The sequence below is a fragment of the Mesorhizobium sp. M1B.F.Ca.ET.045.04.1.1 genome (assembly GCF_003952465.1).
GTDB classification, from domain to species: Bacteria; Pseudomonadota; Alphaproteobacteria; order Rhizobiales; family Rhizobiaceae; genus Mesorhizobium; species Mesorhizobium shonense.
Map to the genome: position 1 here is coordinate 912,392 of NZ_CP034448.1, position 13,509 is coordinate 925,900.

General features: G+C 65.7%; 13 protein-coding genes and 1 tRNA gene. 13 read left to right on the top strand and 1 reads right to left on the bottom strand.

Annotated features, from left to right (window positions below):
- Positions 1-150: 150 nt before the first annotated feature.
- The 10 genes from EJ071_RS04405 to EJ071_RS04455 all read left to right on the top strand — a co-directional run bounded on the left by EJ071_RS04405 (position 151) and on the right by EJ071_RS04455 (position 10,229).
- Positions 151-843 carry a glutathione S-transferase family protein gene (locus EJ071_RS04405; RefSeq protein ID WP_126096984.1) on the top strand — a complete coding sequence of 231 codons (693 nt, stop codon included), beginning with the start codon at positions 151-153 and terminating at the stop codon, positions 841-843.
- Positions 824-1,981 (top strand): tRNA epoxyqueuosine(34) reductase QueG, encoded by a 1,158-nt coding sequence (queG, locus tag EJ071_RS04410; protein ID WP_126096985.1) that lies wholly within the window; start codon positions 824-826, stop codon positions 1,979-1,981. The genes EJ071_RS04405 and queG overlap by 20 nt, the downstream gene beginning before the upstream one ends.
- 12 nt (positions 1,982-1,993) lie before the next feature.
- Complete coding sequence (locus EJ071_RS04415) at positions 1,994-2,899, top strand: SDR family oxidoreductase (protein WP_126096986.1); 906 nt, start codon at positions 1,994-1,996, stop codon at positions 2,897-2,899.
- Positions 2,900-2,988: 89 nt separating this feature from the next.
- Positions 2,989-4,071, top strand: a complete 1,083-nt coding sequence (gene mepA / locus EJ071_RS04420; protein ID WP_126096987.1) for a penicillin-insensitive murein endopeptidase — start codon at positions 2,989-2,991, stop codon at positions 4,069-4,071.
- 333 nt (positions 4,072-4,404) lie between these two features.
- Positions 4,405-5,430 carry a glucokinase gene (locus tag EJ071_RS04425; RefSeq protein ID WP_126096988.1) on the top strand — a complete coding sequence of 342 codons (1,026 nt, stop codon included), beginning with the start codon at positions 4,405-4,407 and terminating at the stop codon, positions 5,428-5,430.
- A 135-nt stretch (positions 5,431-5,565) separates the two neighbouring features.
- Positions 5,566-7,416 (top strand): ABC transporter ATP-binding protein, encoded by a 1,851-nt coding sequence (locus EJ071_RS04430; protein WP_126096989.1) that lies wholly within the window; start codon positions 5,566-5,568, stop codon positions 7,414-7,416.
- A complete protein-coding gene (gene dapB, locus EJ071_RS04435) occupies positions 7,413-8,234 on the top strand; it encodes a 4-hydroxy-tetrahydrodipicolinate reductase (RefSeq protein ID WP_126096990.1) in 822 nt (273 codons plus the stop codon). Before EJ071_RS04430 ends, dapB begins: the two co-directional genes overlap by 4 nt.
- A gap of 29 nt (positions 8,235-8,263) precedes the next feature.
- On the top strand, positions 8,264-8,884 hold the full coding sequence (locus EJ071_RS04440; RefSeq protein ID WP_126096991.1) for a 2,3-bisphosphoglycerate-dependent phosphoglycerate mutase: 621 nt from the start codon (positions 8,264-8,266) through the stop codon (positions 8,882-8,884).
- Positions 8,885-9,299: 415 nt separating this feature from the next.
- Positions 9,300-9,384: transfer RNA gene (locus EJ071_RS04450), tRNA-Leu, on the top strand.
- 125 nt (positions 9,385-9,509) lie between these two features.
- Positions 9,510-10,229 (top strand): hypothetical protein, encoded by a 720-nt coding sequence (locus EJ071_RS04455; protein ID WP_126096992.1) that lies wholly within the window; start codon positions 9,510-9,512, stop codon positions 10,227-10,229.
- A gap of 141 nt (positions 10,230-10,370) precedes the next feature.
- On the opposite strand, the gene EJ071_RS04460 is transcribed toward EJ071_RS04455, so the two are convergent.
- Entirely contained in the window at positions 10,371-11,144 is a 774-nt protein-coding gene (locus EJ071_RS04460) for a class I SAM-dependent methyltransferase (RefSeq protein ID WP_126102479.1), read from the bottom strand.
- A gap of 160 nt (positions 11,145-11,304) precedes the next feature.
- On the opposite strand from EJ071_RS04460, the gene EJ071_RS04465 reads away from it, so the two are divergent.
- The 3 genes from EJ071_RS04465 to EJ071_RS04475 all read left to right on the top strand — a co-directional run bounded on the left by EJ071_RS04465 (position 11,305) and on the right by EJ071_RS04475 (position 13,505).
- Entirely contained in the window at positions 11,305-12,993 is a 1,689-nt protein-coding gene (locus EJ071_RS04465; protein WP_126096993.1) for a cyclic nucleotide-binding domain-containing thioredoxin-disulfide reductase, read from the top strand.
- Complete coding sequence (locus EJ071_RS04470; protein ID WP_126096994.1) at positions 12,993-13,298, top strand: UBP-type zinc finger domain-containing protein; 306 nt, start codon at positions 12,993-12,995, stop codon at positions 13,296-13,298. The genes EJ071_RS04465 and EJ071_RS04470 overlap by 1 nt, the downstream gene beginning before the upstream one ends.
- Before the next feature lie 72 nt (positions 13,299-13,370).
- A complete protein-coding gene (locus tag EJ071_RS04475) occupies positions 13,371-13,505 on the top strand; it encodes a DUF1778 domain-containing protein (protein WP_245460307.1) in 135 nt (44 codons plus the stop codon).
- Positions 13,506-13,509: the final 4 nt, after the last annotated feature.

Genomic DNA, 13,509 nt, shown 5'->3' on the forward strand with positions numbered 1-13,509 from the left:
CTTTCGAGTAACGGCTAACGGGAAGGGCTTGCTTGTCATGGCGCGTAAGTGCCCCTATAGGTCGCAACACATGACAGTCCCTGGAATCGGGCGGCCAAGACTTACCGGCGCCGAAAACGATTCGCCAGTGCGCCCTATCATCGCGGAACCATGCTGACGCTTTTCCACCATCCCATGTTCGCCACCTGCCGGTTCGTGCGTCTCGCTTTCGGCGAATACGGCGAGGAACTGGCGCTGATCGAGGAAAAGCCGTGGACGCGGCGCAAGGAGTTCTTGGCGCTCAACCCGGCCGGCACGCTGCCGATCCTGCTTGCCGAGGGCGACGTTCCGATCGTCGGCGCCATGGTGATCGCCGAATATCTCGACGAGACGCGCGGGGTGCTCAAGCGCGACAAGCGGCTGTTCGCCGAAGACCCGATGCAACGCGCCGAAATCCGCCGGCTGACCGACTGGTATCTCGCGAAGGCCGAAAGCGAGGTCACCCGCCATCTGGTGCGCGAGCGCGTGCTGAAGCCGGTCATGCCGGAGACCGCGGGCGGCGGCTCGCCCGATTCGGCGGCGATCCGCGCCGCGCGCGCCAACATCCGCCAGCACATGAAATACACCAACTGGCTGGCCGGCACGCGCCATTGGCTGGCCGGCAACAAGGTGACCTATGCCGACCTCGCCGCCGCGGCGACGCTTTCGGTGCTCGACTATCTCGGCGAGATCGACTGGCGCGAGCACTCGGCAGCGCGCGAATGGTATACACGCGTCAAATCACGGCCGTCGTTCCGGTCGCTGCTCACCGACCGGGTGCGCGGCCTGTCGCCGGTATCGCATTATGCGGACCTCGATTTCTGACAAAACCCGCCTGCGCGCGCTGATCGACGCGGAGGCGCGCCGCGCCGGCTTCGAGGCGGTCGCCGTGACCAGGCCGGACGCGATCCCGCTGGCGCCCGCGCGCCTGGCCGAGTTCGTCGCGGACAGTTTCCATGGCTCGATGGAGTGGATCGCCGAGACCATCGAGCGCCGGGCCGAACCCTCGACATTGTGGCCGGAGGTGCGCTCGATCATCGTTCTGGCGATGAATTACGGCCCGGATCGCGATCCGCGCGACGTCCTCGAAAAGCGCGATCGCGGGGCGATCTCGGTCTATGCGCAAAATCGCGACTATCACGACGTGATGAAGGGCCGGCTGAAGGAGATCGCCGGCAAGATCGTCGCGCGCGCCGGGGGCGACGTCAAAGTCTTCGTCGATACGGCCCCGGTGATGGAAAAGCCGCTGGCCGAAGCCGCCGGCCTCGGCTGGCAGGGCAAGCACACCAATCTGGTCAGCCGCGCGCATGGCTCGTGGCTGTTCCTCGGCACGATCTTCACGACGGCCGAGCTCGAGCCGGACAAAGCTGAAATCGACCATTGCGGCTCCTGCCGCGCCTGTCTTGATGTGTGCCCGACCGATGCTTTCCCCGCGCCCTACCGGCTCGATGCGCGGCGCTGCATCTCCTACCTCACCATCGAGAACAAGGAGCCGATCCCGCGCGAATTCCGCGAGAAGATCGGCAACCGCATCTATGGCTGCGACGATTGCCTCGCCGTCTGTCCATGGAACAAGTTCGCCAGCGTTGCCTCGGAAGCCAAGCTTGCCGCGCGCGCCGATCTGCGCGAGCCGTCGCTTTCGGAACTCTTGCTCCTCGACGACGCGGCGTTCCGCGCCTTCTTCTCGGGCTCGCCGATCAAGCGCATCGGCCGCGACCGTTTCGTCCGCAACGTGCTGATCGCCGCCGGCAATTCGAGCGATGCCTCGCTGACGCCGATCGTGCAAGGCCTGCTCGACGACGGCTCGCCGCTGGTGCGGGGTGCGGCGGTATGGGCACTTTCGCGACTGATGCCTCGGCGCGATCTTGCCAGGCTCGCGGCATCGGCCTTGAAGGCCGAAGGCAATGCTGCGGTGCGCGACGAATGGTTCTTGGCGCTGCCGGATTCTGCGAAGGATCGTTGAAGGGGTTCATTGATGGGCGAAAGACGCTTCTTCATCTTCGGCGCCGGCTATTCCGGCAAGGCCTTCGCGCAGGCCAACGGGCAGGGCGCGCCGATCCTGGGCACGACCCGCGCGCCGGAAAAGTTCGCGGCGTTGCGGCAGGCGGGCATCGGGCCGTTGCGCTTCGACGGTTCGCTGACGTCTGAAATCAGCGACGCGCTTCGGCAAACCACGCATCTCATCGTCTCGGTCGCGCCGGACGAAGCGGGCGATCCGGTGCTCAACGCCGCCGGCGAGACGATCCGGGCAAAGATGCCGGCGCTGGAATGGATCGGCTATCTCTCCACCGTCGGCGTCTATGGCGACCATGGCGGCGCCTGGGTGGATGAGAGCGCCGAATGCAGACCGGTATCGAAGCGCTCGATGATGCGGGTGGCGGCCGAAAAGGACTGGCTGAGGCTCGGCCAGGAGATCGGAAAACCGGTGGCGATCCTGCGGCTCTCCGGCATTTACGGCCCGGGCCGCAACGCGTTGGTCAATCTCGAGGACGGCACCGCGAGGCGGCTGGTCAAGAAGGATCAGGTGTTCAATCGCATCCATTGCGACGACATCGCCGGGGCGCTTTGGCATCTGGCCGGGAACAATCTCGGCGGCATCTTCAACGTCACCGACGACGAGCCGGCACCGCCGCAGGACGTCGTCGCCTATGCCGCCGGATTGATGGGCGTGGAGCCGCCGCCCGAAATTCCTTTCGAGACCGCCCAACTTTCGCCCATGGCGCGTTCCTTCTATGGCGAGAACAAGCGCGTCGCCAACAAGGCGATCAAGGCGGCCGGCTACAGCTTTCGTTTCCCGAACTATCGGGTGACGCTGGAGCGGATGTGGGCCGACGGCAATTGGCGGGACGGGGAGCCGCGCAGCCCCATGAAACGCTCGTGATCGAAGCCAAGCGCGGGACATGATATGATTCGCTGCTGAAGCATGTCGCCCGAGATTGCGTCGCTCTACTGGAGAGGGGACCCGACCTGATGACGTTGCGATCGCTGCCCGACAGGAAGCCGTTCCTGACCGCCGCGCTTGCGCTGGCGACTTTAGCAGCCCTGGCGGCGGCCGCGATCTCGGCCGAACCGCGTGCAAAAGACCTGTTCGGCGCCAGGAAGCTGCCGGCGGTAGCGCCGGCGCAATCCTTCGGCTTCTATTCCAAAGGCTGTTTCACCGGCGGCGTCGCCCTGCCGATGGACGGACCGAGCTGGGAAGTGATGCGCCCCTCGCGCAACCGCCGCTGGGGCCATCCGGCGATGATCGCGCTGATCGAGAAGCTCGCGCGCGACGCCCACGCGGATGGCTGGCCGGGTCTTTTGATCGGCGACGTCTCGCAGCCGCGCGGCGGTCCGATGACGACCGGCCATGCCTCGCATCAGATCGGCCTCGACGCCGACATCTGGCTGACGCCGATGCCTCGCCGCCCGCTGACGATAGCCCAGCGCGAGACCATGAGCGCGACGCTGATGGTCGACGAGAAGACGCATCTGGTGAAGGAGGCGCTTTGGACGCCGGCGCATACGCGGCTGTTGAAGCGTGCGGCGAGCTACGCGGAAGTCGAGCGCATCCTGGTCAATCCGGGCATCAAGAAGAAGCTTTGCGACACGGTCACCGGCGACCGTTCCTGGCTGCGCAAGATCCGCCCGTTCTGGGGCCACGACTATCATTTCCACATGCGCATCGGCTGTCAGCCTGGCTCGCCAGGCTGCAAGGCGCAGGAGGCGACGCCTGACGACGACGGCTGCGGCAAGCCGCTGGCCTGGTGGTTCACCGAGGAGCCCTGGCGCCCGAACAAAAACCCGGACGCGCCGAAGGCCCGCGACCTGATGACCATGGCCAACCTGCCGAGGGAATGCCAGGCGGTGCTCGCCGCGCCGGACGCGCCTTCGCTGGAAGCGGTCACCTATCAGGGCGGCGGCGCGGCAGCGGTGGCGGCCGCGAAGCAGGAACCGACCGAGCCGGCGGAGACGATCTCCAGCGGCAATGCTGTGCTTCCCGCGGCGGCCAGCGCTTTTGCTCCGACGCCGAAAATCGGCATTCCACTGCCGCGACCGAGGCCGGGGAACTGACGACAGGGTTTTGGGCAGGCCAATTGTCGAAGCCAGCGCTGCCCCTCATCGCCCTGCCGGGCACTTCGGCCGCAGCCTTGCAGCCTTTTCTGCAACGCTGGCGATTGGCGAAACCGGTGGCGAGCTTCCCTCTCCCCGTGCCTATACGGGGAGAGGATGCCGGCAGGCAGGTGAGGGGCAGCGCCGCCGCCGGAAAACGGGGCAAGGACGGAATTCAAAACATGAAGCGATGCCCCGAAACTGGGGCCAAACCGGCTTTCCCTTTGCAAGTCCATGCGCTAGTTCAACGAACAGACAACGGCATATTCGCCCGAACGGGGACGAACAAAGAGCATGGCAGGCGAAGACGATACAGCGCTGCGGTTTCCGGTCCTGATCGGCGATATCGGCGGCACCAATGCGCGTTTCTCGATCGTGCTCGACGCGAACTCGGAAGCGACCGAGCCGCAGATCGTCCAGACGGCCAATTTCAAGACCATCGACGAGGCGATCCAGGCGGCGGTGCTCGATCGCTCGTCGATCCAGCCGCATTCGGCGGTGCTGGCGGTTGCCGGCCCGGTCGACGGCGACGAGATCCGGCTCACCAACTGCCCCTGGGTGGTCAAGCCGCGCCAGATGTTTGCCAATCTCGGCCTTAGCGAGATCGTCGTGCTCAACGATTTCGAGGCGCAGGCGCTGGCCGTCGTGGCGCTCGGCGAAGAGCATATGGAAAAGATCGGCGGCGGCACGCCGGAGCCGAGCGCCGGCCGGGTCGTGCTCGGCCCCGGAACCGGGCTTGGCGTCGCCGGGCTGATCTACGCGCTGCGCCACTGGATACCGGTGCCGGGCGAGGGCGGGCACATGGACATCGGCCCGCGCACGGCGCGCGACTTCGAAGTCTTCCCGCATATCGAAAAGCTCGAGGGCCGCATCTCCGGCGAGCAGATCCTGTGCGGCCGCGGGCTGGTCAATGTCTATCGCGCGGTGGCCAAGGCCGACGCCAAGCCGACGCCGTTCACGACACCGGCCGAAATCACAGCGGCGGCGCTCGCCAAATCCGATCCGGTGGCGGAAGAGGCGCTGTCGCTGTTCGTCACCTGCCTCGGCCGCACCGCCGGCGATCTGGCGCTGGTGTTCATGAGCCGGGGCGGCGTGTTTTTGACCGGCGGCATCGCACAAAAAATCGTGCCGGCGCTGAAAGCCGGCAATTTCCGCGCCGCTTTCGAAGACAAGGCGCCGCACAGCGCGCTGATGCGCGCGATGCCGGTCTATGTCATCACGCACCCGCTGGCCGCGCTTCTTGGCCTCGCCGCCTATGCCAGGACCCCAGCGCTGTTCGGCGTCCAGACCGTGGGACGGCACTGGCGGGCGGCCGTTTGAGGCTACGGGTTCGTGACCTGTTATGAGCCGCGACGAAGTTTCGCCATAGGCAAGCCACGACCGGAGCGCTAAGAGGGGTGCCAAATTGCGGCCCTGCTGCGAAAGCAACCGAAAAATCACGGAACAAACCCCGATTTGAACCAGTCGCTTCAACCTCAAGCGAAGGCCCTGCCGGGCGAGACCTGGGCGATCCTGCGCCGCATCATCGCCGAGAACGGCCGCGAATACCGCTGGGCCTATGTGGTGGCCATCACCTGCTCGCTGGTCGTTTCGGGCACGACGGCCTTCGCCGCCTGGATCATGAGCCCGGTCGTCAACCAGATCTTCTATGATCGACGCGGCGATCTGATCTTCCTGATCTGCGCGGGCATCATGGCTTCTTTCGTGTTGCGCGGAATTGCCACCTACGGCCAGGCGGTGACGCTGGCGAGAATCGGCAACAATCTGGTTGCGCGCTACCAGCGCCGAATCTTCGACCATCTTATGAAGCTCGGGGTCGGCTTCTTCACCGACACGCGTTCGGGTCAGCTCGCGGCGCGGGTCAACGAGAACATCAACGGCATCCGCGATCTTCTGTCGATGACGCTGACCTCGATCGCGCGCGATGCGGTATCGCTGATAGGCCTGATCGGCATCATGATCTATCAGGACCCGCTGTTGTCGCTGTCCTCGTTGCTGATCGGGCCGCCGCTGATCTGGGCCGTCGTCTACCTGCAGCGCCGGGTGCGGCGCATCTCGCGCGAATCCGTGCAGATCAACTCGCGGCTGATCGGCGCCATGCAGGAAGCGACGCAAGGCATTGCCATCGTCAAGGCCTTCACCATGGAGGAGGAGCTTGCGCGCCGCATCGGCCAGCTCTCCGAGAGCGCCGAGCAGCGCGGCAACAAGATCGCCCGCGTCTCGGAGCGGCTGACGCCGATCTCCGACTTGCTGGCCGGCCTCGCCGTCACCGGCGTCATCGCCTATTCCGGCTACCGCGCGCTGGTGCTGGGCCAGCCTCCGGGCGCGGTCTTCTCCTTCATCACCGCGCTGATCCTCGCCTATGATCCGGCACGGCGGCTGGCGCGCATGCAGGTGGGCATGGAGCGGTCGTTGGTCAATGCGCGCATGATCTACGAGCTGCTCGACCTCGAGCCGCAGCAGGGCGACGCGCCCGGCGCGGCCGAGGCCAGGATCGCCAGCGGCGAGGTGCGCTTCGACAACGTCACCTTCGGTTACAGCGCCGACATGCCGGTGCTGCGGAACCTGAGCTTCACCGCCGCCGCCGGCAAGGTGACGGCGATCGTCGGCGCCTCCGGTGCCGGCAAGTCGACGCTGGTGGCACTCTTGCAGCGCTTCTATGACGTCGATAGCGGCAGCATCGTTGTCGACGGCCAGGACATCGCCAAGGTAACCAAGCAGTCGCTGCGCGGCTCGATCGCCTATGTCTCGCAGGCGCCCTATCTGTTCGAAGGCACGATCCGCGACAACATTCGCTACGGACGGCTTTCCGCCTCGGACGCCGAGATCGAGCTGGCGGCGAGCCAGGCGGCGGCCGACGACTTCATCCGCCAGCAGCCGCAGGGCTACGACACGCCGGTCGGCGAAAACGGCGTGACGCTGTCGGGCGGCCAGCGCCAGCGCGTCTCGATCGCCCGCGCCATCGTGCGCCAGGCGCCGATCCTTTTGCTCGACGAGGCGACGTCGGCGCTCGACAACGAGGCGGAAGCGCGCGTCCAGGAAGCGCTGACCCATGTCATGGAAGGGCGTACCACGATCGTCATCGCGCACCGGCTGTCGACGGTGGTCAATGCCGACCACATCATCGTGCTGGAAGAAGGCCGGCTGGTCGAGGAAGGCACGCATGCCGCGCTGATGGCCGACCCGCACAGCGTCTATGCCCGCTTCCACCGGGTGCAGGGCAAGAAGGGGCTGGGGCTTGTCGATGACGCCAAGCCAATCCAAACTCCGCAGCGCGCGAAGAAGGCCGTCAGGAGAAGCGCATGAGCGAAGCGGGCGACATGGGCCTGGTGGTGGTGGGTGCGGCCGGCCGCATGGGCCAGACGCTGATCCGCGCCATCCACACGATTCCGGGTGCAAGAGTAGCCGGCGCCGTTGAAAGGGCAGGTTCGCCCTATCTCGGCAAGGATGCCGGCGAGCTTGCCGGCATCGGCATCATCAACGTGCCGATCGTCGACGACCCGCTGCCGGCCTTCGCCAAGGCCGATGGCGTGCTCGATTTCACGGCGCCCAAGGCAAGCGTCGAATTCGCCGGCTACGCCGCGCAGGCGCGCATCGTCCATGTCATCGGCACGACCGGCTGCTCGGCCGACGACGATGCGAAGATCGCGGCCGCAGCCCGCCATGCGACGATCGTCAAATCCGGCAATATGAGCCTAGGCGTCAACCTTTTGGCGGTGCTGGTGGAGCAGGCGGCCCGCGCGCTCGACAGCGAAGATTTCGACATCGAGATCCTGGAGATGCACCACAAGCACAAGGTCGACGCGCCGTCGGGCACGGCGCTGCTGCTCGGCGAGGCGGCGGCGAAGGGCAGGGAGATCGCGCTCGAGGACAACAGCGTGCGGGTGCGCGACGGCCACACCGGCGTGCGCAAGACCGGCGCGATCGGCTTCGCCACGCTGCGCGGCGGCTCGGTGGTCGGAGAGCACAGCGTGATCCTGGCCGGCACCGGCGAGCGCATCACGCTCTCCCATCAGGCCGAGGACCGGGCGATCTTTGCCCGGGGCGCGGTCAAGGCGGCGCTTTGGGCGCGCGGCAAGAAGCCGGGCCTTTATTCCATGCGGGACGTGCTCGGCCTGAGCTGAGCACCCCAAATCCGAAACAAGGAGCAAACATGTCGGGAACTCTCGTGCTCGTGCGCCACGGCCAGAGCGAATGGAACCTGAAGAACCTGTTCACCGGCTGGCGCGACGTGGGTCTGACCGAGCAAGGCAACGCTGAAGCGCTTGCCGCCGGCGAGAAGCTCAAGGCGCGCGGGCTGAAATTCGACATCGCCTACACCTCGGCGCTGAAGCGGGCGCAGAACACCTGCCAGATCATCCTTGACGTGGTCGGCCAGGGCGATCTGAAGACCATCCGCGACCAGGCGCTCAACGAACGCGACTACGGCGACCTCTCCGGCCTCAACAAGGACGACGCGCGCAAGAAATGGGGCGAGGAGCAGGTGCATATCTGGCGCCGCTCCTACGACGTCGCGCCGCCCGGCGGCGAAAGCCTGAAGGACACCGGCGCGCGCGTGTGGCCCTATTACCTGCACGACGTGCAGCCGCACGTGCTGCGCGGCGAAACCGTGCTGGTCGCCGCGCACGGCAATTCGCTGCGCGCGCTGATCATGGCGCTGGACGGCAAGAGCGGCGAAGAGATCGTCAAGCTCGAGCTCGGCACCGGCGTACCTGTGATCTACAAGCTCAACGCCGATTCGACGGTGGCGAAGAAGGAAGTGCTGGAGGGGTGAGGGCTCCTCGCCTCCTTACGGCGACCATCGGATCGATGGGCAGCCTCTCGGGCCAGTAGTTTCAGGTTTGAATTCCGTCCCGCCCTTATCTGTTCAGCGTTTGCGCCGCCCCTCACCTGCCTGCCGGCATCCTCTCCCCGTATAGTGACGGGGAGAGGGGCGCTCTCATCGCCGCTTTCGCCAATCGCCAGCGTTGCAAGAAGGGAGCCGGCATTGCGGCCAGCCCCTTCTCCCCGTCACTATACGGGGAGAAGTGCCCGGCAGGGCGATGAGGGGCGGCGCCGACGCCGGCAATTAACATCAACAGCGCAGCTTCGCCGAAGATCGGCCGTTCCTATCTTGAGCCGGCATCGGCAGCCCCTCGAAAAAAGCGCGTTGACACGCTTCGATTGCCCGCTTACATGAGCGCCCACCAGCCCAGATGGCGGAATTGGTAGACGCGCACGGTTCAGGTCCGTGTTCCGCAAGGAGTGGAGGTTCGAGTCCTCTTCTGGGCACCAAATTCCCGTTTCAGACGTTCTGACGCGATGAGCAAAAAGCCCGGATTTTCCGGGCTTTTTTGTGCCCTGCAACTCGCCTCGGGTTGAACCGTTCCTATCTTGTCGTGTTAACCCGAGGTTCCGGGATGCCCAAGCCATTCAAGGAATGGAAGGTTCTGCCACACGGCAGGCTCACTCCTGTCGACGACAATATTCTGACGGTGACCGGCGACATACCGATGCCCGTCGGCAACATGAAACGGCGCATGACTGTGGTGCGATTGCGCGACCAACGGCTCGTTATCTTCAGCGCCATCGCGCTTGACGACGAACAGATGCGCGCGATCGAGGCCTTCGGCCAGCCCGCCTTCCTGATCGTCCCTAATGATCATCACCGGCTCGATGCAAAGCCATGGAAGGACCGCTATCCCTCCCTTCAGGTGATTGCACCGCTGGGCGCGCTTAACAGTGTCGAGAAGGCGGTACATATCGATGCGACACGCGGTGACTTTGGCGATCCCGACGTCAAGCTCATCACCGTCCCCGGAACCCGCGATCGCGAAGCGGCGCTGCAGGTTCACGGACCAAACGGCACGACGCTCGTTCTCAATGACGTCGTCGGCAACATCCGCGATGCAACCGGCTTTGCAGGCTGGGCATTGCGCATGATGGGATTTGCCGGTGATGAGCCGCATATACCCTGGCCGGTCAAGCTGGCGATGGTCGGCGACAAGGCGGCACTCGCAGCGCAATTGAGACGATGGGCGGAACAGCCGGCGCTCAAGCGCATCCTTGTTTCGCATGGCTCCGCCATCGCCGATGATCCGCAGGGGGCGCTGCGCAAGCTTGCGACGTCGCTCGGATAGCGGTTGGAATTGCGTCGAAAAGTGATGCGCGCCTCTCCTGGGCACCATCCTTCGCTCTTCGAGCTTCGGATGGCAGGCCACCCGGCGTTATAAGAGCGAAGGATGGTCCTCCGAAGCCTTTGGCGAAGGAGGATCCGCCGGCTATTCGCGCTTGGCTGTGATGATCCACGCCCGCGAGTCGAACAGCACGCCCCCTGAGGTCATATGCGCCGCCAGCATGTCGCGCAGCCGCTTCGACACCTTGCCTGGCGGCTCGGTCGCGTGCGCGAGCGCCTCCTTGACCATCTGGAAGCTGGAGAGAGCGCCAAACGCGGCATCGACGTCCGGCCCGTAATAGACCGGCTCATGCACCTCAGTGAAGGCGATGGACTTAAACCCGGCCGCGCTCAGAAGCGTCCTGGCGACGGCAGCGTCCCCGAGTGAAAACGCCATGGGGACATCCCCGGACGGCGTGCTTTCCGGGTTCAGTGCTTGCTGAATGGCTCCTGACCACTCGTTACGCTCCTGGCTCTGCCAGACCATCCACACAAGGCGCGCGCCGGGCCGCAACGCCTGGGCGATATTGGCGAATGCCGCAGGCGGATCGACAAAGAACATCGTCCCGAAGCGGCTGATGCAAACATCGAAACTGGCAGCGGGGAATGCGTGCGATTGCGCATCTCCCTGCTCGAAGGTCACGTTCCGCAGTCCTTCTTCGGCGCAACGTCGCCGCGCCACTTCGAGCATCTGCGCGGACGTATCGACGCCGACCACCTCTCCGTCGACGGCGACGCGTGCGGCCTCGCGGGCCGTTAGTCCCGCACCGCAGCCGATGTCGAGCACGCGGTAACGTGTTCCGATGTCGGCGGCCGCCCTGAGGTGCCGATTATGCCGTGCCAGTTCCGCGTCGTAAAAGTCGGCACAATCCGCTGCCATCGCACCCACCGGCTCTATCGTTGCAGCACCGAGACTCACTTTTGAGCGCGGTATTGAAGTGTAGCAAGCGCGAAAAAGGGTGACAGGTGCGAAACCACTCTGCCGGTCAGCGCCAAACAAACCGCTTCAAACCCCGCGGACGCTCCGCTACGGTTCGCCCATGGCCCCGACCGTCAGTCCGACCATCGCCGCCCGCCGCGACCAGATGTTCCCAGTCCTCGCCGATGCGGACATCGAGCGCATGCGCCGCTTCGGCGAAGGCCGCACCTATGCCGCCGGCGAGCATATCGTCACGGCCGGCACGGTTTCGCCCGGGCTGATCCTCATCCTGTCGGGCAAGGTCGACATCACGCAGGCCGGTGGGCTTGGCCCGCGCGAGGCGATCATCACCTATGGCGCCGGCAATTTCATCGGCGAGCTGGCCCAGCTCTCGAGCCGTCCGTCGCTGGTCAATGCCGAAGCGAGGGAGCCGGTCGAGGCCATCGTCATCCCCTCGCAGCGGCTGCGCGACCTGATGGTGCAGGAGGCGAATCTCGGCGAGCGCATCATGCGGGCATTGATCCTGCGCCGCGTCGGCCTGCTCGAGAGCGGCGCCAGCGGGCCGATCGTCATCGGCCCTCCCGGCAATGGCGACGTGCTGCGGCTGCAAGGTTTTCTCAGCCGCAGCGGCCTGCCGCATCGCGCGCTCGATTCCGACACCGACCCCTGCGCCAAGACGCTGATCGAGCGTTTCCATGTCGATCCGCACCATTTGCCGATCGTGCTCTGCCCGAACGGCAAGCTGCTGCACAATCCGGGCGAGAGCGACCTCGCCCGCTGCGTCGGCCTGCTGCGGCCGGTCGATGCCGACAAGGTCTACGACGTGGCCATCGTCGGCGCGGGACCGGCGGGGCTTGCGGCCGCGGTCTATGCCGCCTCCGAAGGGCTGTCGACGATCGTGCTCGACTGCCGCGCCTTCGGCGGCCAGGCAGGCGCGTCCTCACGCATCGAAAACTATCTCGGCTTTCCGACCGGCATCACGGGCATGGCGCTGATGGCGCGCGCCTACAACCAGGCGCAAAAATTCGGCGTCGAGATGGTGATCCCCGATGAGGCGAAGCTGCTCGGCGCCGCCGACGACATGCCCGGCTACCGGCTCGACGTCGGCGACGGCGAGACCGTGCGCACTCGCACCGTGGTGATCGCCAGCGGCGCGCGCTATCGCCGCCTCGATATCGCCAACCTGGCGCAGTCCGAGGGGACGTCCGTGCATTACTGGGCCTCGCCGATCGAGGCACGTCTTTGCCGGGAGCAGGAGGTGGCGCTGGTCGGCGCCGGCAATTCGGCTGGGCAGGCGGCAGTCTATCTGGCGAGCCAGGTGCGCAAGGTGACGCTTTTGGCACGGCGCGACAGCCTCGACGCCACCATGTCGCGCTATCTGGTCGAGCGCATAGAGGCGCAGCCGAACATCGAGGTGCTGACCGGAACCGAGATCGAGGCGCTGGATGGTCAGGAAGGCAATCTGGAGGAGGTGCGGTGGCGCAGCCGGGCGACCGGCGCGGCGACGACGCGCCCCATCCGCCATGTCTTCCTGTTCATCGGCGCCGATCCGAACACCGACTGGCTGGCGCGCTGCAACGTGGCGCTCGATGCCAAGGGTTTCGTGCGCACCGGGCCGGACGTCGCGCCGGGGCATGGGCTGATGGAGACGAGCCGTAGCGGCGTGTTCGCCATCGGCGACGTTCGCTGCGGCTCGACCAAGCGCGTCGCGGCCGCCGTCGGCGAAGGCGCCCAGGTCGTGGCGGCATTGCATGGCTATCTGGCGCGGAACGGCCGCGCCATTGCGCCCGAACAAGCGAGGAGACCGTGATGGACGAATGCAGGCATACGGACGGCATCAAGGATGTCACGCCGAGCGCGCTTGGCTGCGAGGAATGCCTGAAGAGCGGATCCTGGTGGGTGCATCTCAGGCTCTGCCGCACCTGCGGTCACGTCGGCTGCTGCGACGACTCGCCGAACCGCCACGCCACCAAACATTTTCACGCCACCAAGCATCCGGTCATCGAAGGCTACGATCCGCCGGAGGGCTGGGGCTGGTGCTATGTCGACGAGGTTTTCATCGACCTCGGCGAGCGCACGACGCCGCAGAACGGCCCGATCCCAAGATTTGTTTGAGGTTGCTGACTGAACAGGCCATCAAACAAGGCCCGCAAGCAGAAATCGGACACCCGCGTTGAGTTGAACAAGGTGCTCGATCGCACGCTTATCACGGTCTCGCCGGAGGCTTATGCGGAGCTTGTCACCCAACTCGATGCGCCGTCGAAGCTCAGCGAGAGGTTGAGCCGACTGATGAATGCGCCTCTGCCGTGGAAGAGCGACTAAGCGC